A 24,718-nucleotide genomic window follows, 5' to 3' on the forward strand; every position below is an offset into this window, starting at 1 on the left:
CCGATCACCTCACGGCGGGGCCGCTTTGCCCACCTCAGGGAAATAAGACACACTGGTGTTGTGAAAAACGAGCAGCAGCTCTCCGAGGGCCGCACCAGGCATGGTGTGGCGCGGCTGCTGCTGGAACGGGGACCGATCACCGCGGCGGCCGTCGCGAAGACGCTCGGGCTCAGCCCCGCCGCGGTCCGCAGGCACCTGGACTGCCTGGAGGCCGACGGCGAGGCGTGCATGCGGGACGCGCCGTCGCTCGGCAGGCGCGGTCGCGGGCGGCCCGCGAAGCTGTGGCTGCTGACCGAGTCCGGGCGCGCCCGGTTCGGCCACGCGTACGACGACCTCGCCATCGCGGCCATCCGCTTCGTCGCGGAGTCGTCCGGCGAGGGCGCGGTGCGCGAGTTCGCCAGGCGCCGGGTCAACGCGATGGTCGGCAGGCACCGCGACGAGGTGCTCGGCGAGCCGGGGCCCGCCGAACGCGCCAAGGCCCTCGCGGAGGCCCTCACCAGCGAGGGTTACGCTGCGTCGACCAGGCGCGTCGGGGCGGGGGAGCAGCTGTGCCAGCACCACTGCCCGGTCGCGCACGTCGCGGCGGAGTTCCCCGAGCTGTGCGAGGTCGAGACGGCGGCGTTCGCCGAACTGCTCGGCACCCACGTGCAGCGGCTCTCCACCATCGCGCGCGGCGACGCCGCGTGCACCACACACGTACCGCTCGGTGGCGCCGAACCACCGGAGGCGGGCGCGACAGCTCCCACCACAACCGAAGGGACGCCTTCATGACCACCGCCGCGGAGCGCGCCGGCACGCCGTTGACGCAAGAGGAGACGATCGCCGCACTGGGCAAGTATCAGTTCGGCTGGGCGGACTCCGACGTCGCCGGCGCGAGCGCCCAGCGCGGCCTCTCCGAGGCCGTCGTCCGGGACATCTCGGCCAAGAAGAACGAGCCGGAGTGGATGCTCGAGTCCCGGCTCAAGGCTCTGCGTCTCTTCGACCGCAAGCCCATGCCCAACTGGGGCGCCGACCTGTCGGGCATCGACTTCGACTCGATCAAGTACTTCGTGCGCTCGACCGAGAAGCAGGCCCAGAGCTGGGAGGACCTGCCCGAGGACATCAAGAACACCTACGACAAGCTGGGCATCCCGGAGGCCGAGAAGGCCCGCCTGGTCGCCGGTGTCGCCGCCCAGTACGAGTCCGAGGTGGTCTACCACAAGATCAACGAGGAGCTCGAGCGCCAGGGCGTGATCTTCCTGGACACGGACACCGCGCTCAAGGAGCACCCGGAGCTGTTCGAGGAGTACTACGGCTCGGTCATCCCGCACGGTGACAACAAGTTCTCCGCGCTGAACGGCGCCGTCTGGTCCGGCGGCTCGTTCATCTACGTGCCGAAGGGCGTGCACGTCGAGATCCCGCTGCAGGCCTACTTCCGGATCAACACCGAGAACATGGGCCAGTTCGAGCGGACGCTGATCATCGTCGACGAGGGCGCCTACGTGCACTACGTCGAGGGCTGCACCGCGCCGATCTACAGCTCCGACTCGCTGCACTCGGCCGTGGTCGAGATCATCGTGAAGAAGGGCGGCCGCTGCCGGTACACGACCATCCAGAACTGGTCGAACAACGTCTACAACCTGGTCACCAAGCGCGCCAAGGCCGAAGAGGGCGCGACCATGGAGTGGATCGACGGCAACATCGGCTCCAAGGTCACCATGAAGTACCCGTCGGTGTTCCTCATGGGCGAGCACGCCAAGGGCGAGGTCCTCTCGATCGCGTTCGCGGGCGAGGGCCAGCACCAGGACGCGGGCGCCAAGATGGAGCACCTCGCGCCGCACACCTCCTCGACGATCGTGTCGAAGTCGGTGGCGCGCGGCGGCGGCCGGACCTCCTACCGCGGTCTGGTCAAGGTGGCCAAGCGGGCCCACAACTCGAAGTCCACGGTGAAGTGCGACGCGCTGCTGGTCGACCAGATCAGCCGCTCGGACACCTACCCGTACGTGGACATCCGCAACGACAACGTGTCCATGGGCCACGAGGCGACCGTCTCGAAGGTCAGCGAGGACCAGCTGTTCTACCTGATGTCCCGCGGCCTCACCGAGGACGAGGCGATGGCGATGGTCGTGCGCGGCTTCGTCGAGCCGATCGCCCGCGAGCTGCCCATGGAGTACGCACTGGAACTGAACCGGCTCATCGAGCTGCAGATGGAAGGGGCCGTCGGCTAAATGAGCCAGGCAACACAGACACCGCACTCCCACGGGGCGGTGGTTCCCGCCGCGTCCCGCGCGGAGCAGTTCGCCTCGTTCGACGTCGAGGCGTTCGAGGTGCCCGGCGGGCGCGAGGAGATCTGGCGCTTCACGCCGATGAAGCGGCTCCGTGGCCTCCACGACGGCTCTGCGGTAGCTTCAGGTGAGCTTCGTGTCGAGGTCGGCGGTCCCGACGTGCGGGTCGAGACCGTCGGCCGCGACGACGCCCGGCTCGGCGAGGGCGGCACGCCCGCCGACCGGATCGCCGCGCAGGCGTACAGCTCCTTCACCCAGGCCACCGTCATCACGGTGCCCAAGGAGACGCGGGCAGGCGTCACGACGGTGACGGTCACCGGCCCCGGCGAGGGCCAGGTCGCCTACGGCCACCTGCAGATCCGCGCCGAGCAGTTCGCCGAGGCCGTGGTCGTGCTCGACCACAAGGGTTCCGGCACGGTCGCCGACAACGTCGAGATCGTCGTCGGCGACGGCGCCAGGCTCACCGTCGTCAGCGTGCACGACTGGGCCGACGACGCCGTGCAGGTCTCGGCGCACCACGCCAAGCTGGGCCGCGACGCCACCCTGCGCCACCACCTGGTGGCCCTGGGCGGCGACCTGGTGCGCGTCAGCCCGACCGTGACCTACGCGGGCCCCGGCGGCGACGCCGAGCTGAACGGCCTTTACTTCGCCGACTCGGGCCAGCACATCGAGCTGCGGACCTTCGCCGACCACGCGCAGCCCAACTGCAAGTCCAACGTGGTCTACAAGGGCGCGCTGCAGGGCGACGACGCGCGGACCGTCTGGATCGGCGACGTGCTGATCCGCGCGGCCGCCGAGGGCACCGAGACGTTCGAGCTGAACCGGAACCTGGTGCTCACCGAGGGCGCGCGCGCCGACTCGGTGCCGAACCTGGAGATCGAGACCGGCGAGATCGCCGGCGCCGGCCACGCCAGCGCCACCGGCCGGTTCGACGACGAGCAGCTGTTCTACCTGCAGGCCCGCGGCATCCCCGAGGGCGTCGCGCGCAGGCTCGTCGTCCGCGGCTTCTTCCACGAGCTGCTGATGAAGATCCAGGTGCCGGAGGTCCGGGAACGGCTCGAAGCGGCCATCGAGGCGGAACTGGAAGCAGTAGGGGCATGACCCGGGCGTGTGCGCTGTCCGACCTGGACGACGGGAAGCCGTTCGGCGTCGAGGTCGACGACGAGCCGGTCGTCCTGGTCCGCCAGGGCGACGAGGTGCACGCGCTGCGGGACGAGTGCAGCCACGCGACGCTCAACCTCTCCGAGGGCGAGGTCACGAAGAAGGGCATCGAGTGCTGGCTGCACGGCTCCTGCTTCGACCTGCGCACGGGGCGGCCGTCCGCACTCCCGGCCACGGAGCCGGTGGACGTGTTCCCCGTCGAGATCCGCGACGGTGACGTGTACGTCGACGTCACCACCACCACCAACTGACTTGTAACACCAAGGAGAAAGCACAGAAGATGGCCACGCTGGAGATCAAGGATCTGCACGTCTCGGTCAACGCCGACGACGCCGCCAAGGAGATCCTGTCCGGGGTCAACCTGACGATCAACTCGGGCGAGACGCACGCGATCATGGGCCCCAACGGGTCCGGCAAGTCCACCCTGTCCTACGCCATCGCGGGCCACCCCAAGTACGAGGTGACCTCCGGCGAGGTGCTGCTCGACGGCGAGGACGTGCTGTCGCTGTCGGTCGACGAGCGTGCGCGTGCCGGCCTGTTCCTCGCCATGCAGTACCCGGTCGAGGTGCCCGGCGTGTCCATGTCGAACTTCCTGCGCACCGCCGCCACCGCGGTCCGTGGCGAGGCCCCCAAGCTGCGCCACTGGGTCAAGGAGGTCAAGGAGGCCATGGCGGAGCTCGAGATCGACCCGGCGTTCGCGGAGCGGTCGGTCAACGAGGGCTTCTCCGGTGGTGAGAAGAAGCGCCACGAGATCCTGCAGCTCGCGCTGCTGGCGCCGAAGTTCGCGATCCTCGACGAGACCGACTCCGGCCTCGACGTCGACGCGCTGCGCGTGGTCTCCGAGGGCATCAACCGGGTCAAGGCCGGTGGCGAGGTCGGCATCATGCTGATCACCCACTACACCCGCATCCTGCGCCACATCACGCCGGACTTCGTGCACGTCTTCGCCGGCGGCAAGATCGTCGAGTCGGGTGGCCGCGAGCTGGCCGACCAGCTCGAGGAGCACGGCTACGTCCGGTTCACCGGCAAGCAGGAGCCGGCCGCGATCGGCTGACACCGCGTACTGAGAACGAGGTTCCCGGATGACCACCACAGCCGCATCCCTGGACGTCGAGACGATCCGCAAGGACTTCCCGATCCTGTCCAGGCTGGTGCACGGCGACAAGCCGCTCGTGTACCTGGACAACGCGGCGACGTCGCAGAAGCCGCGCCAGGTGCTCGACGCGATCGTCGGCTACTACGAGAAGCACAACGCCAACGTGCACCGCGGCATCCACACGCTGGCCGAGGAAGCCACGGCGCTGTACGAGGGCGCCCGCGACAAGGTGGCGGCGTTCATCGGCGCGCCGTCGCGGGACGAGGTCATCTTCACGAAGAACTCGTCCGAGGCGATGAACCTGATCGCGCGGGTCTTCGGTGACGCGGGCCGGCTCGGTCCCGGCGACGAGATCGTCATCACCGAGATGGAGCACCACAGCAACATCGTGCCGTGGCACATGCTCGCGGAGCGGACCGGCGCGACCGTCAAGTGGTTCACGATCACCGACGACGGCCGCCTCGACCTGTCCACCCTGGACTCGGTGATCACCGAGCGCACGAAGATCGTGTCGATGGTGCACGTGTCGAACCTGCTCGGCACCATCAACCCGGTCGACGTCGTCGTCAAGCGCACCAAGGAGGTCGGCGCGCTGGTGCTGGTGGACGCGTCGCAGTCCGCACCGCACATGCCGCTCGACGTGACCGCGCTCGGCGCCGACTTCGTCGCGTTCACCGGCCACAAGATGCTCGGCCCGACCGGCATCGGTGTCCTGTGGGGACGGTTGCCGCTCCTGCGGGAGCTGCCGCCGTTCCTCGGCGGCGGCGAGATGATCGAGGTCGTCACCATGGAGCGGTCGACCTTCGCCGCGCCGCCGCACAAGTTCGAGGCGGGCACCCCGCCGATCGCCGAGGCGGTCGGGCTGGGCGCGGCCGTCGACTACCTGACCGCGGTCGGCATGGACCGGATCGCCGCGCACGAGCACGAGCTGACCGCGTACGTGCTCGACGCGCTGTCGGCCGTCGAGGGCGTGCGGATCGTCGGCCCGCCGACCGCGGAGGGCCGGGTCGCCGAGGTGTCGTTCACGCTCGAGGGCATCCACCCGCACGACGTGGGCCAGGTGCTGGACGAGCAGGGCGTCGCGGTGCGCGTCGGCCACCACTGCGCGCGGCCCGCCGTCGTGCGGTACGGAATTCCGGCGACCACCCGAGCGTCGTTCTACCTGTACAACACGACCGCCGAGGCGGACGCGTTGGTCACGGGTCTGGCGGCGGTGAAGAAGGTCTTCGGATGAACCTCGAGTCCATGTACCAGGAGATCATCCTGGACCACTACAAGAACCCGCACGGCCGCGGCCTGCGGGAGCCCTACGACGCCGAGTCGTTCCAGGTCAACCCGACCTGCGGCGACGAGGTGACGCTGCGGGTCGCGGTCGCGGACGACAAGGTCACCGACGTCTCCTACGAGGGCCAGGGCTGCTCGATCAGCCAGGCCTCCACGTCGGTGCTGACCGACCTCGTCACCGGCCGCACCGTGCCGGAGGCGCTGTCCACCATGGACGCGTTCGTCGAGATGGTGCAGGGCCGCGGCAAGGTCGAACCGGACGAGGACGTGCTCGAGGACGGCGTCGCGTTCGCGGGCGTCGCCAAATACCCGGCGCGCGTGAAGTGTGCTTTGCTTGGCTGGATGGCGTTCAAGGACGCCGTCGCCCGGGCCGGCGAAGGAAAGAACTGATGATCGCTGAGGCGTTCTCCGACCGTGCCGCGGACGAGATCCTCGTCGCCGTGGAGATCATCTCGCCGGGCTCGCGGCTCACCGACACGAAGGTCAAGCGGTACGACGAGCCGTTGTCGCTGGCCGCCCACCACCTGGCGGGTGAGTTCGGGTACCGGGAGGTACCCGCGGTCAGCCGGGTGTTCGAGACGAACGAGCCGTTTCCAGTGCGCATCGACCTGACCGAACTGCCGGACGGGCCCGCGCGTCAGCACGGGGAGGGAAACCAATGAGCAGCACAGAAGAGCAGGTCGACCGGGGCGTCGAGGCGCTGCCCGAGCCGCCCGCGCCGAAGGCGGACGTGGCCGCGGTCGAGGACGTCGAGGAGGCCATGCGCGACGTCGTCGACCCCGAGTTGGGCATCAACGTCGTGGACCTCGGCCTGGTGTACGACATCCGCGTCGAGGACGACAACACCGCGACGCTCGACATGACGCTGACGTCCGCGGCGTGCCCATTGACCGACGTGATCGAGGACCAGACCCGTGCCGCGCTCACCGCGGGCCCGGGCGGCGGTCTCGTCGACGACTTCCGGATCAACTGGGTCTGGATGCCCCCGTGGGGGCCGGAGAAGATCACCGACGACGGCCGCGAGCAGCTGCGGGCGCTCGGGTTCACCATCTGAGGTAGGTTTGCCGGAGCCGCGCGGGTGACAGCCCGCGCGGCTCTTTCATGTCCAGGTGTTGCAGGCGTCGAGGGTGCGGGCCTGGAAACCCTTGTCCAGCCAGGCCTTCGCGTCCGGTGGGGCGTCCACACCGGACAGCCGGTCGGCGATCTCGCCGGTGATGTTGGCGTCCACCGCACCGCGGTTCGCCATGGCGCCGCTCGCGATGCCCGCCATGCAGGTGGCCTGCCGCGCGAGCCGCTCGTCGGCGCCGTCCACGTCCGCCGCCAGCTCCGCGAGACCGGTCGTGAACTGGAGCGCACGGGCGTACTCGCGGAGGAACACCCCGAAGTAGCGGCCCGGGTAGCGGCCGTTCCGCTCGGTGTCCCGCAGGTACGCGGGGGTCATGTAGACGGTGCCGTCGCACTGCGTCGCCGGGCTGTCCGGGGTGATCTCCCCGCACGAGGTGGTCGGCACCGGGCTCGTGACCGTGACGACCTCGACGCCGCCCTCGAGACCCGCGTCGGCGAGGACCCCGCGCCAGGCGTCGTCGGCGCAGGTCTTGGCGGCGGCGTAGAACGCGGCCTGGCTCTCGTCGGGCAGGTCGAAGCGGGGGAGCGCGCAGGTGGCGTCGGCCATGCGGGCGGTCGAGGTGGACAGCGGGTGGTCGGCAGGCCCCTCCCGCGGCGGGGCGGTCGTCGCGGTGGTGGGCGGCGGCTCGCTGCTGGGGGCGGTGATCTCGGGGATGGCCTGCGCAGGCTGCGCGGTGCCCGCCACGGTGCGGGCCGGCCGCACGACGGTCGCGAGCGCGGCGGCCGCCACCAACGCGACGACGAGCACGACGGCCGCGCCGAGGGCGATGTAGTAGGCCGGTCGGCGGCGCGGGGGCGGGGGCGCGCGGGTGTCGGGGCGCCACACCAGCTCGGTGGGCGGCGGGAGGAGTTCGTCGAGGGGCCAGCTCGCGACCGTGGGCCCGGTGGTGGTGGGCGACTCGTCGACGACGGCGGCGGTCGGCTCGTCGGGACGGCCCTCGACCGGGATGTTCATCGTCGGGCCGTACGGCCAGGTCGACGCCGGTGCGGCGACGGTCGGCCCGGCGATGGTGGTCTCGTCGATGGGGGTGGCGACAGTGGGGTCGTCGGGGAAGGGGTTGCGGGCTGTGGGGTTGGCGGGGGTGGGGGTCGCCACGGTTGGGCCGTCGGGGAAGGTCGGAGTGGTGCCGGTCGTGGGGTTGGCGAGGGTGGTGTTGTCGGTGGGGGTCGCGACGGTGGGGTCGTCGGGGAAGGGGTTGCGGGCTGTGCGTTCGGCCGGAGTGGTGTCGTCGATCGGGGTCGCCACGGTTGGGCCGTTGGGGAGGGGCGGGGTGGTGCCGGTCGTGGGGTTGGCGGGGGTGGTGTCGTCGATCGGGGTCGCTACCGTCGGGCCGTTGGGGAAGGGGTTGCGGGCTGTGCGTTCGGCCGGGGTGGTGTCGATCGAGGTCGCCACGGTTGGGTCGGCGGGGCGGGGCGGGGTGGTGCCGGTCGTGGGGTCGGCGGCGGTGTCGTCGATCGGGGTCGGGTCGTCGGGGAAGGTCGGCGGTGGTGTGGTGCGCGCGGCCGCAGGGTCGCGGAGGGTGGGTTCGTCGACGGGGGTGGCGTCCCTGGGACCGTCCGGGGCGGTCGGCGTCGTCTCGGCGAGTGTGGGCTCGTCGGTCGCGCTGCCGGGGCGCGTGGGTTCTTCGGCTGTCGTGGGGGGTTTGTCCGGTGTGGCCGGGAGTGTCGGCTCTTCCGGTGCGGGACCGTGGAGGTGGCCGGTCGACGGGCCCATCACCGTGGGGCCGTCCACCGGTGGGCGCCGGGACCCGTCCTGCTCGTCAGTCATCCTCGTCCTCGTTCGGGGGCCGTCTGCAGCGTAGTCCTCCCGCTCCCTCCTCGGAGTGATCTTCGCCGGTCCTGTGGGGGAGGGCCGCCGCCCGCCGGGTCTGCCAGGATCGAGGTGTGGCGGCCGTTCTCGACCTCGTGCTTGGCCCGGTGATCCGCCCGTCGACCTACCGGCGATGGGTGTACCTGATCCTGGGCGGCGCCGTGCTGGTCCCGTTCATGCTGATCGCGGGCATGGTCCTCCCGTCGCTGATGCCCGCCGCCTTCCAGGACGAGACCACGCTGGTCGTCGCGTTGTCGCTGGTCCTCGTCGTCGGGGTGATGGGGCTGATGTCGCTCATCCCCGCGGTGCGGGTGATCGAAGGCACCGCCGCTCGCGAACTGCTCGGGGACGGGGTGCCGGAGCAGGCCACCACGGGCAGCCGCTCGTGGGAGTCGCGGGCGCGGTTCGCCGGGTGGTTCGTGTTGCACCTCGTCGTCGGCGGGATCCTGTCGGTGCTCACGCTCACCGTGCCGCCGACCGTCGTGCTCACCTTCTTCGCGCCGTTCACCGGGCAGATCGACGCGCTCGGGTTCACCGTCGCCACCCCGCGCGGGTGGGCGGGCGCGTGGGTGCCCATCGCCGGTCTGGCCGCGTTCCTCCTGCTCGTGCACATGGTCGTCGGGTCGGCGGTCCTGGCCACCCGTGCCGCGCCGTTCCTGCTGGGACCGCCCGCCGCCGAGCTGCTCGCCGAACTCGAGCAGCGCACCGAACGGCTCGCCGAGCGCAACCGGCTCGCCCGCGAGCTGCACGACTCCGTCGGGCACGCGCTCTCCGTCGTCACCATCCAGGCCAGCGCCGCGGGCCGGGTCCTTGACTCCGATCCCGCGTTCGCCCGCACCGCGCTGTCGGCCATCGAGGAGTCCGCCCGCGCCGCGCTCGCCGACCTCGACCACGTGCTCGGGCTGCTCCGCGAGGAGGCAGGCACCGGTGATCCACAGTGGACCCTCGCGAACCTGCCCGCCCTGCTGGAGCAGACCAGGATCGCCGGGGTCACCGTCGAGTCCACGGTGGAGGGCGCGCTCGACGGCGTGCCGTCCGCGGTGTCCCGCGAGGCGTACCGGATCGTCCAGGAAGGACTCACGAACGTGCTGCGGCACGCGGGCAAGGTGCCGGTCCGGCTGCGGCTCGCCGCCGCGGGGGACCGGTTCGAGCTGGACCTCTCCAACCCGATCGACGAGCACGGCAGGACGAGGACGAGGACGGGCGGCGGGCACGGCCTGTCCGGCATGCGCGAGCGCGTCACCGTCCTCCGTGGACAGATGACCGCCGGGCCCGAAGGGGGCCGCTGGCGGGTGCAGGTGCGGATTCCACTGAGGACGGTGCGGGAATGACGGACGGCAAGACGACGGTGTTGCTCGTCGACGACGAGGAGCTGATCAGGGCCGGGCTGCGGGCGATCATCAACGCCGAGCCCGACCTGACCGTCGTCGGCGAGGCCGGTGACGGCGCCGAGGTGCTGCCGCTCGTCGTGAAGCTCCGGCCGGACGTCGTGCTGATGGACGTCCGCATGCCGGCCGTCGACGGCATCCAGGCGAGCAAGCACATCCTGGAGACCGTCGGCGAGCCACCGAAGATCCTCGTGGTCACGACGTTCGAGAACGACGACTACGTCTACGACGCGCTGCGGGCAGGCGCCAACGGGTTCCTGCTCAAGCGCACCCGCCCGGAGGACATCGTGCGGGCCATCCGCATGGTGGTGAGCGGGGAGTCGCTGCTGTTCCCGTCCGCGATCCGGGCACTCGCCGCGGCACACGGCGGCGGTCGCGCGAGCGGGCTGGCGCACGCCGGGCTCACCGACCGCGAGGCCGAGGTGCTGCGCCTGATGGCGACCGGCCTGTCCAATGTGGAGATCTCGGAGCGGTTGTTCGTCAGCGTGCAGACGGTGAAGACGCACGTGGGCAACGTGCTCGCGAAACTGGGTGCGCGCGACCGCACCCAGGCGGTGATCCTCGCCTACGAGACCGGGTTCGTCACGCCCGGCTGAGCGATCCGCTCGTCCAGTTCCCGCTGGTAGTAGGCGATCTTCGCGCGGATGTGCTCCTGTTCCAGCAGCAGGTGCGCGATCTTCTCGTCGATGTCGCGGTCGTGCTCGCGCAGCACCTCGAGCCGCTCCGCCACGGTCTCGTCACCGCCGCGCGCCAGCTCCGCGTACCGCACCATCCGCTGGATCGGCATGCCGGTGTCCCGCAGGCAGCGCAGGATCCGCAGCCACGCGACGTCGTCGTCGGTGAACACCCGCTGCCCGCCCGAGTTGCGCTCGATGCCGTCCAGCAGGCCGATCCGCTCGTAGTAGCGCAGGGTGTCCAGGCTGAACCCGGTCTGCTCGGCGACCTGGCCAGGTGAGTAGCGCATGGGCCCGATTCTAGGCGCCGACGGCACGGCGTTCCGGCGCAACCGCCGACGCCCGCTACCTCGCCAACCACCGAGCGTGCTGCTGCCGATCGGCTTTCACGACCTTCGCACGCTCGGTCACCGACAATGAGAACCAGTCGGGCCGCATCTGCTGCGGATACTCGGCCCACGCGAGCACGTCCCGGTAGTCCTGGCACGCGGTGTCGACGTAGTGCCGCAACTTGTCGACGCCGTCCTCGTCGCAGAGCTTCACGATCGCGAGCTGGACCCGCGCGCGTTCCTGCCCGGCGTACCCGTCGAGCACCCGCTGCACCTCGACCGGGTCGCGATCGGGAAAGACCTGCCGGATCTTCGTGGCAAGGAGCTGGACGGGCGAGTTCATGGGCGACCATCCTCCGGAACAGGCGGCACCCACAACCGGTACACGAGCCACGCAGGCCAGAACCAGCTGACACGCCGCACCCCCGACCACCCCACTCGATGGTGTGAGCACAGAAAGGGCGCAAGCCCCACCCCACAAGAACTGCCTGCCTGCCATCCCGTCGACCTCCCGCCGGGAGGTCGACGGGATGGCAGGCAGCCACGGACACCAGTCCCTGCCAACCCAACCCCGTGCAAGACCCGCCGCCATCCCGGAGACCAGCCCGTCCGGCGAGGACCCCCCGGAGGGAAAACCCACAGCAAGGTCAACCACAAGCCAGCCCGGGCCCAACGAGCCACACCGAGCGAAACACCGCTGACCAGGCCCCCATCGCTCTCGGCGGAGCCGCATTACTCCTGGCGAAATCGATCCCAGCACGCCGGGCGTTGCGCGTCGCGACCCCGCGAAGCGGGCCAAGCCCATCACCCCACGCAGGCGCAGACCAGTCCTGGTCAACCCAGCCCGAGACCAAACCCGCGCCATCCCGGACCTGCCCGTCCGGCGAAGCCCCGGAGGAAAGCAGCCCCCGACCACACAACGCCCGCGAGGTCACCACCGACCACCGACCTCGATCAGGCTCCGACACCCCAGCCGCGGGGCACAAAAGCCTCTGACCTGCGAAAACAGTCCCCCCCGTACATGCGGGCAGCCCCCACCACTCCCGGGGGCACCCCGCTGTCCAGTCTACCGGTGCCCACCGACAAAAACGGCCCGCAGCGGCGAGCTGTGGACAACCACGGCACCTGTGGACAACTCAAGGCGGCCTGACAACGGACCCCAGCGCCCGAGCTAAGGTCATCCGCATGGCTGATCAGGTCGACCACAGGGAGGCGCGCCGCTCCGAGCGCCATGCGGGGCCCGAGTCCGGCGACCTGGCAGCGAGCCCGTACCGGGTCGACCGCGACCGCATCGTCGCGTCCCCGTTCTTCGCGCGCCTCGGCGGCGTGACGCAGGTCGTCAGCGCCTCCGGCTCCGGCCTGCTCCACAACCGCCTGACCCACAGCCTCAAGGTCGCCCAGGTGGCCCGCGCCATCGCGGAACGGCTCAGCGCCGACCCGGTGTTCGCCCCGGTGATCGACAAGCTGGGTGGCTGCGACCCGGACGTCGCCGAGGCCGCCGCCCTCGCCCACGACCTCGGGCACCCGCCGTTCGGGCACCTCGGCGAGCAGGTGCTCGACCGGCTGGCGCGGCACCGCTTCAGCCTCCCCGACGGGTTCGAGGGCAACGCGCAGAGCCTGCGGATCGTGACCACCACCGACACCGGCGGGCCGAGCGCCGTGGGCCTCGACCTCACCGCCGCGGTGCGCGCCGCCATGCTGAAGTACCCGTGGACGCGCCTCACCCACCCCGACCCGCACCCGAGGCACATGTCCTCGCCGCCGCGCGGGGCGTCCGAGCCCGCGGGCGAGCCGGGCACCGGGTCGAGCAAGTTCTCCGTCTACGTCACCGAGCTGGACGACATGGCGCAGTCCCGCGCCGCGTTCGCGGGCCGGCTCGCGAGCTGGCAGCAGACCGTCGAGGCCTCCGTCATGGACACCGCCGACGACATCGCCTACGCCATCCACGACCTCGAGGACTTCCACCGCATCGGCGTCCTGCAGCACGCGCCGGTCGCCGCCGAGCTCGGCCACTGGCTGACCAACGCGCTCGAGCTCGCCGCGCTGGACGACGAGACGCTCGCCGCGCAGGCCCGGCGCCCCGGGTACTCGCTCGAACAGCTCCGCCGCCGCATGCACCGCCGCGACGCGTGGGTGGTCGACGACGACGCGTTCGTCGCCGCCGTGGCGCGGGTGCGGGCCGAGCTGGTCGACGGCATGCTCGACACCCCGTTCGACGGTTCGGTCGAGGCGGAACAGGCGGTCGCGCGCTTCTCGTCGGTGTGGACCGTCCGGCTCGTCGACGGCATGACCGTCGTGATGGACCCGCCCACCCGCTCCGGGCACGTCATGCTCGCACCGGCACAGTGGCACGAGGTGCAGGTGCTGAAGTTCGTCCACCGCAGGTTCGTCCTGCTGCGCCCCGATCTGGCGCTGCACCAACGAGGTCAGGCCGCGATGCTGACGTCGCTGGTGGAGGCGCTGGAACAGTGGCTGTCCGACCGGCACGAGGCCAACCGGCTGCCACGGCGGCTCGGCGACCTCGTCGACCTGGCACTCACCGAGTACCGCGCGCTCGCCAGGACCGATATGTCCACTTTGGTCGGCGCGACGGGGGAGCCGCCGCACGGCGAACTCGGAATCCTCGAACTGGCAAGAGGACGCGCTGTGATCGATTTCGTCGCGTCCCTCACGGACAGTCAGGCCGCGACACTGCTCGACGCCCTCTCCGGACGCAGCGCACAGCCCTGGTCCGACGCCTTCGTCCTGTGAGTCGCTGACAGACGGCAACTGTTAACACACACGCTGTGTGGTTGCGCCGAATGGCCGCTGTGTCGGAAAGCTTCTGACCATACGTTTGGTCCGGCCGGGGGCACCGGCACTGGCAGTCGTGAGTCGGGGCACGGCCGAGCAATCGCGGAGGACATCCGTGCGTTCACCTGCACACGCATCACGAAGATCCCGAGTCCTTCTCACCACCGCGGCGTGTCTGCTGGCCGTGGTGGGACTCGCAACCCCCGCGGTGGCCGCACCGCCGCGCGAGGACCAGCAGATCTCGGCCGAGAAGAGGGCGGCGAACCAGATCGCCGCGCTCCAGGCCATCAAGAAGAGCCAGTCGCCCGCTGAGGCCAAAGTGGACTCACAGCTGGTGTTGCAGCAGCGGTTGAACAGCGCCAGGACGGCGAGCGCCGCCGTGCCGCTGCTCCAGAACGACGTCGACACGAACGCCAAGGGCAAGGTGTCCGTCGACATCCGCGCCCGCGTCAGCGACGGCCTGCTGAAGGCACTCGCGGCGAAGGGCGCCGAGGTCAAGGTCACCTCGGCGCGGTACGGCTCGATCCGGGCCGACGTGCCGCTGTCGGCCGTCAACTCGATCGCCGCGCTGCCCGACGTGAAGCGCGTCGAGGAAGCGGGCGGCTACATGACCGCCCGCGAGCTCTCCCCGGACGAGGGCCGCAAGCCCGAGACCAAGGCCGAGCGTGACGCGCGGATCGAGAAGGAGACCCGCGCCGCCCTGTCCACCCGCGCCGGCACGCTCGACAGCGAGGGCGACCGCGCGCACAACGCGGACACCGCGCGCGCCGACATCGGGGTCACCGGCATCGGCGTGAAGATCTGCGCACTGTCCGACGGCGTCTCCTCGCTCGCGGCCTCGCAGGCCCGCGGCGAACTGCCCGCCGTGGACGTGCTGCCGGGCGAGGCGGGCTCCGGTGACGAGGGCACCGCGATGCTCGAGATCATCCACGACGTCGCGCCGAACGCCGAACTCGGCTTCGCCACGGCGTTCCGCAGCGACGCGAGCTTCGCGGACAACATCCGCAAGCTCCGCTTCGACGCGGGCTGCGACATCATCGTCGACGACATCATCTACTTCAAGGAAGCCCGTTTCCAGGACTGGATCATCGCCCAGGCCGTGAACGACGTGATCGCGGACGGCGCGCTGTACTTCTCGTCCGCGGGCAACGAGGGCAACACCGTCGACGGCACCGCGGGTCACTGGGAGGGTGACTACGTCAACTCCGGCCAGGTCATCGGCAAGATGGCGGGCTACGCCCACGACTTCGACCCCGGTCCCGGCACGCAGATCCTCGACCCGTTCACGGCCGCGGCCGGCCGCCCGGTCATCCTGAACTGGGCCGACCCGGTCGGCGCGTCGAACAACGACTACGACCTGTACCTCGTGGACTCGGCGGGCAACGTGGTCGCGGCGAGCCAGAACTACCAGACCGGCACGCAGGACGCCTACGAGCGCGTCGACGTGCCTGCCGGCTCGAACCTGCGGGTCGCGGTGGTCAAGTTCGCGGGCGCCGACCGGTACCTGTCGGTGACCGTGCTGCGCGGCCGCTACGTCAACCAGGGCACGCTGAAGGCGTTCGCCACCCCGGGTGTCTCGTGGGGCCACTCGGCCGCGCGCGGCGCGTTCTCGACCGCGGCCGCCCCGGCGGCCGTGGCGTGGTCCGGTGTCCTCGTGCCCGGCGACCCGGCCAACCCGGCCGGTCCGTACCCGGGCTCGTACGACTCGAACTCGCGGCTGGAACGGTTCTCCTCGGACGGTCCCCGCAAGGTCTTCTTCGAGGCGGACGGCACGCCGATCACCCCGGGCAACTTCAGCTCGACCGGCGGCGAGGTGCGGCAGAAGCCGGACATCACCGCCGCGGACGGCGTCGTCACCAGCGTGAGCGGCTTCAACCGGTTCTACGGCACCTCGGCGGCGGCCCCGCACGCGGCGGCCATCGCGGGTCTCGTGCTCTCCGGCAACCCGGGCATCGACCCGGCGGAGGTGCGGGAGGCGCTGACCCGCACGGCGATCGACATCGCCGAGCCGGGCGTCGACGGCCGCAGCGGCCACGGCGTGCTGCTCGCCGACCGCGTGCTCGCCTACACCGGCGCCAGCCCGCAGCCGCTCGCGGTCGCGGAGACGCCGAAGGTGACGCCGAGCACCGGCAGCGAGTTCCTGCAGCCGGGCGACACGGCGACGGTGTCCCTGCCGGTGACCAACATCGGTGACGGCACCGCGGTGTCGACGAGCGTCGTGCTCACCACGTCCACCCCGGGCGTGACCGTGACGCCGCGCGCCCAGTCCTACGGCACGATCCCGCGCGGCGAGACCGTGGTGAAGGACTACACGATCACCGTGCCCGCCACGCACGAGGTCGGTGTGCCGATCCAGTTCGCCACCCGGGTGACGTTCGCCGGCGTGTTCTCGCCGAGGACGTCGACGTTCGCGGTGCCCGTCGGGCAGCCGTCGGACGAGTCGGTGACGTTCGCGTACTCGGGCGCCCCGATCGCGATCCCCGACAACAGCACGCTCGGGGCGACGGTGCAGATCCCGGTGAGCGGCTTCGGCCGCGCGTCGAAGATCTCGCTGTCGGTGGACGGCACGACGTGCAGCTCCGTGGAAGGCGCCACGACCGTGGGCATCGACCACACCTACGTCGGTGACCTGGTCGGCACGCTGACCTCGCCGAGCGGCCGGACGGCGACGCTGTTCAGCCGCAACGGCAGCAGCGGCAACAACATGTGCCAGGTCGTGTTCAGCGACGCCGCCGCGAACCCGTTCTCGTCGGTGACGTCCGGCACCGCGCCGTTCACCGGGACGTGGCGGCCGGCCTCGTCGATCGACGCGCTGATCGGCGCGCCTGCCGACGGCACGTGGACGTTCAAGGTGCAGGACGCCGCGAACGCCGACACCGGTTCGCTCCGCGCGGTCTCGTTGCACCTCAACGGGTACGTGCGGCCGTAGGGTCGGGTTTTCGTCGGCCGCCCGCCGGGTTCGTCCCGGCGGGCGGCCGCTTTTCGCGCTAGTGCAACTGGTTGAGCTTCAGGTTCTCCTTCGGGACGCGGATCGTCCACTGCTGGCTGTGCTCGCTGGTGTGGCTCTCCGAGTCCTCCGACGCGTACTCGCCGCCGACCTTGACGATCTTCCAGTCGAGCCCGGCCGTGCCCTTGACACCCGCCTTGTGCGCGGCCGTGTCGGAGTCCTTCGCGGACACCGTGATGTCCTGGAACCCCTGCGTGGCGCGGAACTTCACCGCGTCGCCCGCGACCGCGAAGTCGCCGGAACCCTCGAGCCGCATGTACTCGTCGCCGTGCAGCGCGTCGACGTACAGGGTGAGCGTCGCGTCCTTCTTCGGCGCCCACACGCCGGGGATGGCGAGGATGCCCTCGTCGACGTCACCGTCGTGCGCGGCGGTCTTGCCCTCGGCGTCGGTGATGCGGGCGTAGAAACGACCGCCCCGCAACGGCTTCTCGAGGAAGTTGTCGGCGTTGATGATGATGTTCACGTACGCCCAGTCGCGGGTGTGCTCGGAGTCGTCCGGGATGGCGCTGCGGCGGGCGGGGACCACGGTGACCCACAGGCTCGCCTCGACCGCGGGCTCGTCCCAGGCGAAACCCGCCGGGTCCTCGGACTCCAGCAGGAGCTTCAGCTCGTGCTGGCCCTCCTCCAGCGGGCCCGCCGTGAACCACTCCTCGTCGGTCGAGCCGCCGTACATGCTCTGGTGCGTCGCACCGCTGACGAACTGCCCGCCCGCCGTGAACGTGACGTTGAACGGCCCGGTCTCGTTGTGGTCGTCGTTCTCGAGCTCGAGGTAGACGTAGATCTTCTCGGCGGAGTTCGCCTCACCGTGCTCGTGGGCGAAGCCCTCTCCCTCGGTCTGGAAGAACAACTGCTTGATCTTGGGGGCGGCCATGGTCGCGTACCTCTCTCTGCGGTGTTGCCTCCCAGTCTTGGGAAAACGCGGGGCCGCGGTACGGCACTCGGGCGCCCATGAGGGCAGCGCACCGGGCCGATGGGGCATAGGCTCTCCGACGTGCCCAAGGTCAACGCGACAGCCACCGTCCCGGCCTCGCCGTCCCGCACGTGGGCGGTGGCCTCCGACCTGACCCGCTTCGACGAGTGGATGACCCTGCACGACGGCTGGCGCGGCGAGCTGCCTGGCGAGATCGGGCGGGGCACGTCGCTCACCTCGGTGGTCAAGGTGATGGGGCTGCGCAACCGGGTCAGCTGGCTGGTCGAGTCGTACACCCCGCCGTCGGGGTTGCGGATCAAGGGCCGCGGCGTCGGCGGGGTGCGGGTCGCACTGGCACTGTCCATCCGGGAGTCGGGCGCCGGCTCGACGGTGACCATCGACGCGGAGGTCACCGGCCGCCCGGTCTTCGGCCCGGTGGGGATGGCGATCGGGCGCGCGGTCCGCGCGGACGTCCACCGGTCCGTGGCGGCGCTCGCGAACCTCGTCCGGTGATTCACCGGGGCGCACGGACTTGACGCGCATCCTGGCGGCATGACCGACACACCGGACCAGCCGACCGCGCCCGGCGAACAGACCGCGGAGCCGACCGTGCCTTGGGAACCCGCCGCCGCGGAGGCGATGGTCACCGGGGCTCGGCCCGCGCAGGAGGATCCCGCACCGCGGGCCGAGCAGGCCGCCACCCCTCAGCCCGCCGCCCCGCCACCACAGGTCACCCCGGCGCCCCACAGGACGGCTTCGGCGGCCCGGGTGGCGACGGGCCCTGGAGTCGCTGACACCGCCCCAACGGGCAGAGTGCCCATCGCGGTGCCGGTAGCCCCGGCACAATGGGCAGATGTCCGAAGGGCCGGGGGTGCACAACGTCGTCGACGGCGGGTCCGCGCACAACGTCGTGCAGGCACGGGACATCGGCCACCTCCACCTCCACGGCGCGGGCCCGGCCCGCTCGCGCTACCGGGAGCAGGTGCGCGAGATCGCCCCGGCGGCACTCGTCGGACGGGAAGCAGAACTGGCCGTCCTCGAGGAGTTCTGCACCTCGGCGGCGGCAGACCACGCGTACCTGTGGGTGCGAGGCGCGAAGTGGGTCGGCAAGTCGGCCCTGATGTCGTGGTTCGTGCTGCACCCGCCGGTGAACACGCGGATCGTGTCGTTCTTCGTCACCGCCCGGTACGGCGACCAGGACCACCGCGGCGCGTTCCTCGACGTCGTCGTGGAACAGCTCGCCGAGCTGCTCGACGCGCCCGCGCCGCTCGCGCTGGGTGAGGCGGGCCGCGAGCTCCACTTCCGGGGCCTGCTCGCCGACGCGGCGGAGCGCTGCCGCACCCGCGGTGAGCGCCTCGTGCTGCTGGTCGACGGGCTGGACGAGGACCGGGGGTGGCGGCCGGGCGGTGGGTCGGCACTGTCGCACAGCATCGCGGCACTGCTGCCCGCGCAGCCGCCCGACGGCATGCGGGTCATCGTCTCCGGCCGCCCCAACCCGCCGCTGCCCGCCGACGTCCGGCCCGGTCACCCGCTCCGCGATCCCGGCATCGTCCGGCCGCTCGCGCAGTCCTCGGCCGCCCGGGTCATCCAGGACGACATGGAGCTCGAGCTGGCCCGGCTGCTCGACGGCTCCCCGGCCGAACAGGACCTGCTCGGCCTGACCGTCGCCGCCGCCGGTGGCCTGAGCGCCGCCGACCTCGCCGAGCTGACCGACTCGACCGCGGGGACCGTCCGCAGGCTCCTCCGCACGGTCGCGGCCCGCTCGTTCGACGTCCGGCCGAGCCGCTGGCAACCCGGCCGCCGCCCCGACGTGTACCTGCTGGGCCACGAAGAGCTGCAGGTCACCGCGCGCGAGCACCTGGGCGGCACATGCCTGGCCCGCCACCGCGAACGCCTGCACGCGTGGGCGGACCGCCACCGCGCCGCGGGCTGGCCCCCGGACACCCCCGAGTACCTGCTGCGCGGCTACTTCCGGATGCTGGTCGCGACCGGCGACCTCGAACGCATGGTCGCGCTGACCGCCGACCCGGACCGGCACGACCGCATGTCCGAGGTCGCGGGCGGCGACCTCCCCGCGCTGACCGAACTCGACATCGTCCGCAACGTGCTGGCCGAGCGGCACGACCAGCCCGCCCTGGTGATGACCGCCCGGTACGCGGTGCACCGCGACCGTCTGGAGTACCGCAACGGCACCATGCCGCCGGACCTCCCCGCGGTGTGGGCCGCGCTCGGCCACACCGTCCGCGCCGAGTCCATGGCGAGAATGCTGTACGGCAAGGAAGAGCAGGCCCAGGCACTCGTCGCGGTCGCGGGCACGGCCGCACGCGCCGGTGATCTGGCGCGGGCCAGGGAACTGGTCGACTCGATCACCGAACCGGCCGCCCGCCTCGCCGGGATCGCCGAGATCGTCGCGTGCGTTGCCGAGCGGGACCGGGCAGCCGCGGTGTCGCTGATGGCCCCGGCCGCGCGGCTCGTCGCGACGACCGCTCCCGGGCGGTCGGGGCGGGCTCTCGCGGCGCACCTGCGGGCCCTGGTCGCCGTCGGCGACGTGGCCGAGGCGTTCGCGCGGTACGAGGCGGCGGGCGGCGGGCGCGCACTGCGGGAGGCGACGCCGAGCCTGGTGGCCGCCTTGCTGGCAGCCGGCCTGCCCGAGCGCGCCGAGGAGGTGGCCGCCGCCATCGAGGACACCGGGCAGGCCGTGGCCGCCCACTGCGCGCTCGCCGAGGCGTGGCTCGCCGCCGGGGAGCAGGACCGTGCCATGGCGGCCGTGACCGAGGCGCGGCGGTTGAACAACACGGTGGCAGGGGACTTCCAGCGGGAATCCCAGGCCATGTCGCTGGTGCGGGTGGTCGCCCGGGCGGGCGACGTCGCCGCCGCCACCGCCCTCACGGAGGCCGTGCACAGGATCGAACTGCGGGCGGAGGGGTACGCCCACCTCGCGGCGGCGGCCGCGCCCGAGGACGTCCGGCGGTGGCTCCGCGCGGCCGAGGAGGCCGCCGAGTCCACGAGCGACGGCTGGCGCGCGAACCTGCTGACCGCCATCGCCGTCGTCGCGGCGGAGCGGGACGAACTCGACGACGCCGTGCGGATCGCGTCGTCCATCGAGGAGCAGCCGCGCAAGGCGGCCGCGTACGCCCGGTTGGCGAAGACGATGGTGGCCGCGGGCAGGGAGGCGGACGCGATCCGCCTCGCGGCGGAGACCGAGGCCATCGCCCGCTCGCAGGGGGTGACCGACCACGAGGACACGCAGGCCCGGTCCCTCGCCCGCACGCTGGCCGAGGCAGGGGAGTTCGACCGCGCCGAGACGGTGCTGGCGGCCATCGTCGGCGACTACCAGCGCGACCTGGCGCGCCTCGACGTCGTGCGGGCCCTCGTCGCGGCGGGCCGGTTCCGGCGAGCCGCGGCGGTGGCCGCGCCGATCGTCGCGCCGGACGTGCGGCGGGAGGTCACCGTCGTGCTCGTCGCCGGCCGTGTCGCGGCGGGTCAGTACGACGTCGCCGAGGAACTCGCCCGGCGACGGTCCGACGACAAGGTGACGGCGCGGCTGTCGCTCATGCTCGCCGACGCCGGCGACCTGGCCCGCGCCATCCGCCTCGCGCGGGGGCTCGAACTGGGGTTGCGGGCCCAGACCCTCGCGGAGCTCGCCGGGTCCGCGCGCGCGGCGGGCGACGGGGACCTGGCGGACCGGCTGGCCGACCAGGCGGTGTCGTACTGCCCGGAACTCGCGCGGCACCCGAACTGGGAGTCGAGCCTGGCGGCGGTCGTCCAGTCGTTCCGGCACCAGGGCGACGAGGAGCGGGTCGAGCGGATCACCCGCTCGGTGCCCGCCCACGTCGACCTGCACTTCATCTCGGACGTCGGCTCGCCGCCCTGGGTGGGACATGCGCCGTGGCCTGCGGGGGTGCTGGGGGAAGCGCACGGGGACAGGCCGCGGGCAGCCCGCTCCGAAGCCGAGGTCAGGGACCTGCTGCTGGCGGGCCGGTGGGAGCTCGCCCTGCCGGACATCTCGGCGGACCGGGAGGTGCTCCGCACCGTCGTGACGGAGTTCGAGCGGCTCCTCGCCCGGCGCGACTAGACCAGCGCCGCCGCGCCCAGGCGCTGTTCGGCCAGCCGGAGCGCCTCCGCCAGCGGGGTCGTTCCCGCCTCGGCGGCGCGGGTGAGCAGGGTCGCGACCGTGTCCCCGATGGCCGCGACCCGGGTCATGGCGGCGTCGTGGTCGAGGCCCTCCGCCTCGCGGGTGAGGGTGTAGATCACGCCACCGGCGCTCGCCACGAAGTCCGGGATCCACGTGACCCCCGCGCCGGACAGGGTCGCGGCCACCTCGTCGTGGGGCAGCTGGTTGTTCGCCGGGCCGACGACCAGCGGCGCCCGCACCGACGTGTCGACGACCCCGCCCACAGCGGCCGGGACCAGCACGTCCACGGGCAGGTCGTACGCCACCGGCGCCTGCTCGTACCCGGCGCAGCGCGCGGCGTCGACGTCCGCGGCGAGCACCGTCGCGCCCTCGTCCGCCAGCGCGCGGGCGAGCAGCGACCCCACCGAGCCCATGCCGACCACCGCGACCCGTCTGCCCGCCACCGACGGCGACCCGAACACGGCCGTGGCCCCCGCCCGCAGCGCGGCCAGCACGCCCGCGGCGGTCGGGCCGCTCGACGAACCGGTGCCGCCCGCCGACTCCGGCAGGCAGAACACGTGGTCGGTGAACTCCCGCAGGTACAGCATGTCCTCCGACGTGGTCCCGATGTCCGGCCCCGCCAGGTACGACCCGTCGAACGACGCGATCAGCTCACCGAGGTCGGCGAGCGCGTCCGCGCGCAGTGACGGCGTGATCGGCGTCGACGACGGGACCGCGATCACGCTCTTCCCCCCACCGAACGGCACGCCCGCCACGGCGTTCTTGTACGTCATGCCCTTCGCCAGCCGCAGCGCGTCGAGCTGGCCGTCCTGCCACGTCGGGTACTGCTTCAGCCGGATCCCGCCCGCCGCGGGCCCGAGCGTCCGCGAGTGCACCGCCACGGTGACCGGCACCCCCGAGCGCCGACCGAGCCTGGTCACGACCTCAGCGTGCTCCCACGATTCGACCATCACGTCCTCCTGCCGAACAAACGCGAAACCGGTACCGAGAACGCTAGGCAGATCGGGAGGCAGCGCGGAGCAACGCCGAAGGATATTCGGCGGAGCGGGGCAGAATGGGGGCATGGACGAAGTGGATTCGGCGATCATCCGGGAGCTGCAGGAGGACGCGCGGCAACCCAACCAGGACATCGCGCGCAAGGTCGGCATCGCGCCGTCGACCTGCCTGGAACGCACCCGGCTGCTGCGCCAGCGCGGCGTGATCCGCGGCTACCACGCGGACATCGACCTCAAGGCGCTCAACCGGGGCGTCCAGGCACTGGTCGCGGCACAGGTGCGGCCGCTGTCGCGGCGGGTGATCGAGTCCTTCCAGAACTCGGTCGCCGCGCTGCCGGAGGTGCTCTCGGTGTTCACCCTGGCCGGCAGCGACGACTTCATCATCCACGTCGCCGCGCAGGACATCGACGCCCTGCACGCGTTCCTCGTCGACCGCCTCACCAGCCGCCGCGAGATCGTCGGCTTCCGCACGTCGATCGTCTACCGGCACCAGGTGAACACGGTGCTGTCGCAACTTCCGGGGAGCGCCCCCCAGACCCCCGGTCCCTAGAGCGACCCGGTCGCGAGCATCCCGCCGTCGACGCGGACGGTCTCGCCGGTGATCCACGACGCCTGGTCGGACGCGAGGAACGCGACCAGCTGCGCCACGTCGGCCGGGTCGCCGAGCCGCCGCATCGGGTACCGCGCGGCCGCCGCCTCCTCGTCCGCGCTGTACAGGGCCTCGGCGAACTTCGTCTTCACCACCGCGGGGGCGACCGCGTTGACCCGCACCTTCGGGCCGAGCTGCCACGCCAGCTCCTCGGTGAGCCGGATCAGCGCGGCCTTCGACGCGCCGTACGCGGCGATGACCCCGGAGGACCGCAGGCCCGCGACCGACGCGATGTTCACGATCGACCCGCCGTGCTCCGCCATCCACGCCTTCAGCGCGAGCTGCACGTACCCGAGCGCGCCGACCACGTTGACGTCGAACAGCTTGCGCACCGCGCCGAGGTCGGCGTCGGCGAGCGGGCCGTAGGTCGGGTTGATGCCGGTGTTGTTGATCAGCACGTCGAGCGAGCCGAACTCCTCGACCGTGCGGCGCACGACCTCGGCCCGGTCGTCGTCGTTGCCGGTGTTCGCGGGCACCGCCAGCACCCGCGCGTCCGGCACGAGCCCGCGCAGCTCGTCGGCCGCGGCCGCGATCTGGTCGGCCTTGCGCGAGGAGATGGTGACGGCGGCGCCACCACGGGCGAGCTCGACGGCGATGGCGTGCCCGATGCCGCGGCTGGCACCCGTGACCAGCGCGACCTTTCCCTTGAAGTCCGGTGTCATGGCCAGACCTTAGCTAAGCGGGCGCTTAGTGCGCGAGACCCGCGCCGCCAGGTGCGGCGAATCTGACAGGATCTGCCGGTGGACGAACCGGTGGAGCTGGTGCCGGGATCGCTGTTGTCGCGGTGCGGCCGGGGGTGGTGGAGCTGTTCACCCACCGTCGGCCCACGCCCGACATGCGGGTTCCGGTCCGCTGGCGCTCCGTCGCGGTCACCTTCGACAAGCGCGGACGCGGCAAGCCGCGGTTCGGCACGGTCCCGTCGGAGGGGACACCACTGCACGGCGACGACCCCGGCGTCCTCGCGGCCGGGCGGTAAACCGGTTGGCGGCGGCACGTATAGTCGGGGTCGTGGTGATCCGTACGGCCTAGGTGGCGGGCGGGCTCGCCGGTCACGGCCGGCGGGCAGACGAGGCCTGCCCATGACCAACCTCCCGGAGC

General features: G+C 71.8%; 23 protein-coding genes. 17 read left to right on the forward strand and 6 right to left on the reverse strand.

Translation table 11 applies throughout. The annotated features are described in order from the left end of the window. Nucleotides 1–60 precede the first annotated feature (60 nt). From ACYQ77_RS24815 to ACYQ77_RS24855, 9 genes are read left to right on the forward strand one after another with little or no spacing between them, the layout of a single operon-like run. A complete protein-coding gene (locus ACYQ77_RS24815) occupies nucleotides 61–771 on the forward strand; it encodes a helix-turn-helix transcriptional regulator (RefSeq protein WP_459715248.1) in 711 nt (236 codons plus the stop codon). Continuing rightward, complete coding sequence (gene sufB, locus ACYQ77_RS24820) at nucleotides 768–2,207, forward strand: Fe-S cluster assembly protein SufB (protein WP_459715251.1); 1,440 nt, start codon at nucleotides 768–770, stop codon at nucleotides 2,205–2,207. The genes ACYQ77_RS24815 and sufB overlap by 4 nt, the downstream gene beginning before the upstream one ends. Further along, nucleotides 2,208–3,365, forward strand: coding sequence for a Fe-S cluster assembly protein SufD (sufD, locus tag ACYQ77_RS24825; protein WP_459715254.1), 1,158 nt, complete (start codon nucleotides 2,208–2,210; stop codon nucleotides 3,363–3,365). Beyond that, a complete protein-coding gene (locus ACYQ77_RS24830) occupies nucleotides 3,362–3,676 on the forward strand; it encodes a non-heme iron oxygenase ferredoxin subunit (RefSeq protein ID WP_459715255.1) in 315 nt (104 codons plus the stop codon). The genes sufD and ACYQ77_RS24830 overlap by 4 nt, the downstream gene beginning before the upstream one ends. 29 nt (nucleotides 3,677–3,705) lie before the next feature. Beyond that, entirely contained in the window at nucleotides 3,706–4,479 is a 774-nt protein-coding gene (gene sufC, locus ACYQ77_RS24835; RefSeq protein WP_459715257.1) for a Fe-S cluster assembly ATPase SufC, read from the forward strand. Between the two features lie 28 nt (nucleotides 4,480–4,507). After that, nucleotides 4,508–5,755: a cysteine desulfurase gene (locus ACYQ77_RS24840; protein WP_459715259.1), complete on the forward strand. Its 1,248-nt coding sequence runs from the start codon at nucleotides 4,508–4,510 to the stop codon at nucleotides 5,753–5,755. After that, nucleotides 5,752–6,195 carry a Fe-S cluster assembly sulfur transfer protein SufU gene (sufU, locus tag ACYQ77_RS24845; protein ID WP_459715261.1) on the forward strand — a complete coding sequence of 148 codons (444 nt, stop codon included), beginning with the start codon at nucleotides 5,752–5,754 and terminating at the stop codon, nucleotides 6,193–6,195. Before ACYQ77_RS24840 ends, sufU begins: the two co-directional genes overlap by 4 nt. Next, the gene (locus ACYQ77_RS24850; RefSeq protein ID WP_459715263.1) at nucleotides 6,195–6,467 is read left to right on the forward strand and encodes a hypothetical protein; all 273 of its coding nucleotides are present in this window, start codon (nucleotides 6,195–6,197) and stop codon (nucleotides 6,465–6,467) included. Before sufU ends, ACYQ77_RS24850 begins: the two co-directional genes overlap by 1 nt. After that, nucleotides 6,464–6,859 carry a metal-sulfur cluster assembly factor gene (locus ACYQ77_RS24855; RefSeq protein ID WP_459715265.1) on the forward strand — a complete coding sequence of 132 codons (396 nt, stop codon included), beginning with the start codon at nucleotides 6,464–6,466 and terminating at the stop codon, nucleotides 6,857–6,859. The genes ACYQ77_RS24850 and ACYQ77_RS24855 overlap by 4 nt, the downstream gene beginning before the upstream one ends. 45 nt (nucleotides 6,860–6,904) lie before the next feature. On the opposite strand, the gene ACYQ77_RS24860 is transcribed toward ACYQ77_RS24855, so the two are convergent. Continuing rightward, nucleotides 6,905–8,698: a hypothetical protein gene (locus ACYQ77_RS24860; RefSeq protein WP_459715267.1), complete on the reverse strand. Its 1,794-nt coding sequence runs from the start codon at nucleotides 8,696–8,698 to the stop codon at nucleotides 6,905–6,907. A 116-nt stretch (nucleotides 8,699–8,814) separates the two neighbouring features. Here ACYQ77_RS24860 and ACYQ77_RS24865 point away from each other — a divergent pair, with 116 nt between their 5' ends. Continuing rightward, nucleotides 8,815–10,071 (forward strand): sensor histidine kinase, encoded by a 1,257-nt coding sequence (locus ACYQ77_RS24865; protein ID WP_459715268.1) that lies wholly within the window; start codon nucleotides 8,815–8,817, stop codon nucleotides 10,069–10,071. Then, nucleotides 10,068–10,724: a response regulator gene (locus ACYQ77_RS24870; protein ID WP_459715270.1), complete on the forward strand. Its 657-nt coding sequence runs from the start codon at nucleotides 10,068–10,070 to the stop codon at nucleotides 10,722–10,724. Before ACYQ77_RS24865 ends, ACYQ77_RS24870 begins: the two co-directional genes overlap by 4 nt. On the opposite strand, the gene ACYQ77_RS24875 is transcribed toward ACYQ77_RS24870, so the two are convergent. Both ACYQ77_RS24875 and ACYQ77_RS24880 read right to left on the reverse strand, forming a co-directional pair. Then, complete coding sequence (locus ACYQ77_RS24875; RefSeq protein ID WP_459715272.1) at nucleotides 10,694–11,092, reverse strand: MerR family transcriptional regulator; 399 nt, start codon at nucleotides 11,090–11,092, stop codon at nucleotides 10,694–10,696. The genes ACYQ77_RS24870 and ACYQ77_RS24875 overlap by 31 nt on opposite strands. A gap of 55 nt (nucleotides 11,093–11,147) precedes the next feature. Further along, nucleotides 11,148–11,474 (reverse strand): hypothetical protein, encoded by a 327-nt coding sequence (locus ACYQ77_RS24880; RefSeq protein ID WP_459715273.1) that lies wholly within the window; start codon nucleotides 11,472–11,474, stop codon nucleotides 11,148–11,150. Between the two features lie 842 nt (nucleotides 11,475–12,316). On the opposite strand from ACYQ77_RS24880, the gene ACYQ77_RS24885 reads away from it, so the two are divergent. Continuing rightward, nucleotides 12,317–13,882 (forward strand): deoxyguanosinetriphosphate triphosphohydrolase family protein, encoded by a 1,566-nt coding sequence (locus ACYQ77_RS24885; protein ID WP_459715275.1) that lies wholly within the window; start codon nucleotides 12,317–12,319, stop codon nucleotides 13,880–13,882. Between the two features lie 226 nt (nucleotides 13,883–14,108). Further along, nucleotides 14,109–16,853, forward strand: a complete 2,745-nt coding sequence (locus ACYQ77_RS24890) for a S8 family serine peptidase (RefSeq protein WP_459715277.1) — start codon at nucleotides 14,109–14,111, stop codon at nucleotides 16,851–16,853. A gap of 58 nt (nucleotides 16,854–16,911) precedes the next feature. Here the strand turns inward: ACYQ77_RS24890 and ACYQ77_RS24895 are convergent, their stop codons facing one another. After that, on the reverse strand, nucleotides 16,912–17,802 hold the full coding sequence (locus tag ACYQ77_RS24895) for a hypothetical protein (protein ID WP_459715279.1): 891 nt from the start codon (nucleotides 17,800–17,802) through the stop codon (nucleotides 16,912–16,914). A 120-nt stretch (nucleotides 17,803–17,922) separates the two neighbouring features. Between ACYQ77_RS24895 and ACYQ77_RS24900 the strand changes: the two genes are divergently transcribed. Both ACYQ77_RS24900 and ACYQ77_RS24905 read left to right on the forward strand, forming a co-directional pair. Next, nucleotides 17,923–18,354 (forward strand): type II toxin-antitoxin system Rv0910 family toxin, encoded by a 432-nt coding sequence (locus ACYQ77_RS24900; RefSeq protein ID WP_459715280.1) that lies wholly within the window; start codon nucleotides 17,923–17,925, stop codon nucleotides 18,352–18,354. 340 nt (nucleotides 18,355–18,694) lie between these two features. Beyond that, nucleotides 18,695–21,916 carry a hypothetical protein gene (locus ACYQ77_RS24905; RefSeq protein WP_459715282.1) on the forward strand — a complete coding sequence of 1,074 codons (3,222 nt, stop codon included), beginning with the start codon at nucleotides 18,695–18,697 and terminating at the stop codon, nucleotides 21,914–21,916. On the opposite strand, the gene ACYQ77_RS24910 is transcribed toward ACYQ77_RS24905, so the two are convergent. After that, the gene (locus tag ACYQ77_RS24910; RefSeq protein ID WP_459715284.1) at nucleotides 21,913–22,896 is read right to left on the reverse strand and encodes a Glu/Leu/Phe/Val dehydrogenase dimerization domain-containing protein; all 984 of its coding nucleotides are present in this window, start codon (nucleotides 22,894–22,896) and stop codon (nucleotides 21,913–21,915) included. The two genes, ACYQ77_RS24905 and ACYQ77_RS24910, sit on opposite strands and share 4 nt — an antisense overlap. A gap of 142 nt (nucleotides 22,897–23,038) precedes the next feature. Here ACYQ77_RS24910 and ACYQ77_RS24915 point away from each other — a divergent pair, with 142 nt between their 5' ends. Further along, the gene (locus ACYQ77_RS24915; RefSeq protein ID WP_459715286.1) at nucleotides 23,039–23,521 is read left to right on the forward strand and encodes an Lrp/AsnC family transcriptional regulator; all 483 of its coding nucleotides are present in this window, start codon (nucleotides 23,039–23,041) and stop codon (nucleotides 23,519–23,521) included. Here the strand turns inward: ACYQ77_RS24915 and ACYQ77_RS24920 are convergent. Continuing rightward, complete coding sequence (locus tag ACYQ77_RS24920) at nucleotides 23,518–24,282, reverse strand: SDR family oxidoreductase (RefSeq protein WP_459715289.1); 765 nt, start codon at nucleotides 24,280–24,282, stop codon at nucleotides 23,518–23,520. The two genes, ACYQ77_RS24915 and ACYQ77_RS24920, sit on opposite strands and share 4 nt — an antisense overlap. A gap of 173 nt (nucleotides 24,283–24,455) precedes the next feature. On the opposite strand from ACYQ77_RS24920, the gene ACYQ77_RS24925 reads away from it, so the two are divergent. Further along, the gene (locus tag ACYQ77_RS24925) at nucleotides 24,456–24,596 is read left to right on the forward strand and encodes a hypothetical protein (protein WP_459715291.1); all 141 of its coding nucleotides are present in this window, start codon (nucleotides 24,456–24,458) and stop codon (nucleotides 24,594–24,596) included. Nucleotides 24,597–24,718 lie beyond the last annotated feature (122 nt).

Source organism: Actinophytocola sp. KF-1 (assembly GCF_054661535.1).

Coding starts and splice junctions, on each gene's coding strand:
- sufB (WP_459715251.1), top strand. CDS start 768: ATGACCACCGCCGCGGAGCGCGCCGGCACGCCGTTGACGCAAGAGGAG.
- sufD (WP_459715254.1), top strand. CDS start 2,208: ATGAGCCAGGCAACACAGACACCGCACTCCCACGGGGCGGTGGTTCCC.
- ACYQ77_RS24830 (WP_459715255.1), top strand. CDS start 3,362: ATGACCCGGGCGTGTGCGCTGTCCGACCTGGACGACGGGAAGCCGTTC.
- sufC (WP_459715257.1), top strand. CDS start 3,706: ATGGCCACGCTGGAGATCAAGGATCTGCACGTCTCGGTCAACGCCGAC.
- ACYQ77_RS24840 (WP_459715259.1), top strand. CDS start 4,508: ATGACCACCACAGCCGCATCCCTGGACGTCGAGACGATCCGCAAGGAC.
- sufU (WP_459715261.1), top strand. CDS start 5,752: ATGAACCTCGAGTCCATGTACCAGGAGATCATCCTGGACCACTACAAG.
- ACYQ77_RS24850 (WP_459715263.1), top strand. CDS start 6,195: ATGATCGCTGAGGCGTTCTCCGACCGTGCCGCGGACGAGATCCTCGTC.
- ACYQ77_RS24855 (WP_459715265.1), top strand. CDS start 6,464: ATGAGCAGCACAGAAGAGCAGGTCGACCGGGGCGTCGAGGCGCTGCCC.
- ACYQ77_RS24860 (WP_459715267.1), bottom strand. CDS start 8,698: ATGACTGACGAGCAGGACGGGTCCCGGCGCCCACCGGTGGACGGCCCC.
- ACYQ77_RS24870 (WP_459715270.1), top strand. CDS start 10,068: ATGACGGACGGCAAGACGACGGTGTTGCTCGTCGACGACGAGGAGCTG.
- ACYQ77_RS24875 (WP_459715272.1), bottom strand. CDS start 11,092: ATGCGCTACTCACCTGGCCAGGTCGCCGAGCAGACCGGGTTCAGCCTG.
- ACYQ77_RS24880 (WP_459715273.1), bottom strand. CDS start 11,474: ATGAACTCGCCCGTCCAGCTCCTTGCCACGAAGATCCGGCAGGTCTTT.
- ACYQ77_RS24885 (WP_459715275.1), top strand. CDS start 12,317: ATGGCTGATCAGGTCGACCACAGGGAGGCGCGCCGCTCCGAGCGCCAT.
- ACYQ77_RS24895 (WP_459715279.1), bottom strand. CDS start 17,802: ATGGCCGCCCCCAAGATCAAGCAGTTGTTCTTCCAGACCGAGGGAGAG.
- ACYQ77_RS24905 (WP_459715282.1), top strand. CDS start 18,695: ATGTCCGAAGGGCCGGGGGTGCACAACGTCGTCGACGGCGGGTCCGCG.
- ACYQ77_RS24915 (WP_459715286.1), top strand. CDS start 23,039: ATGGACGAAGTGGATTCGGCGATCATCCGGGAGCTGCAGGAGGACGCG.
- ACYQ77_RS24920 (WP_459715289.1), bottom strand. CDS start 24,282: ATGACACCGGACTTCAAGGGAAAGGTCGCGCTGGTCACGGGTGCCAGC.
- ACYQ77_RS24925 (WP_459715291.1), top strand. CDS start 24,456: ATGCGGGTTCCGGTCCGCTGGCGCTCCGTCGCGGTCACCTTCGACAAG.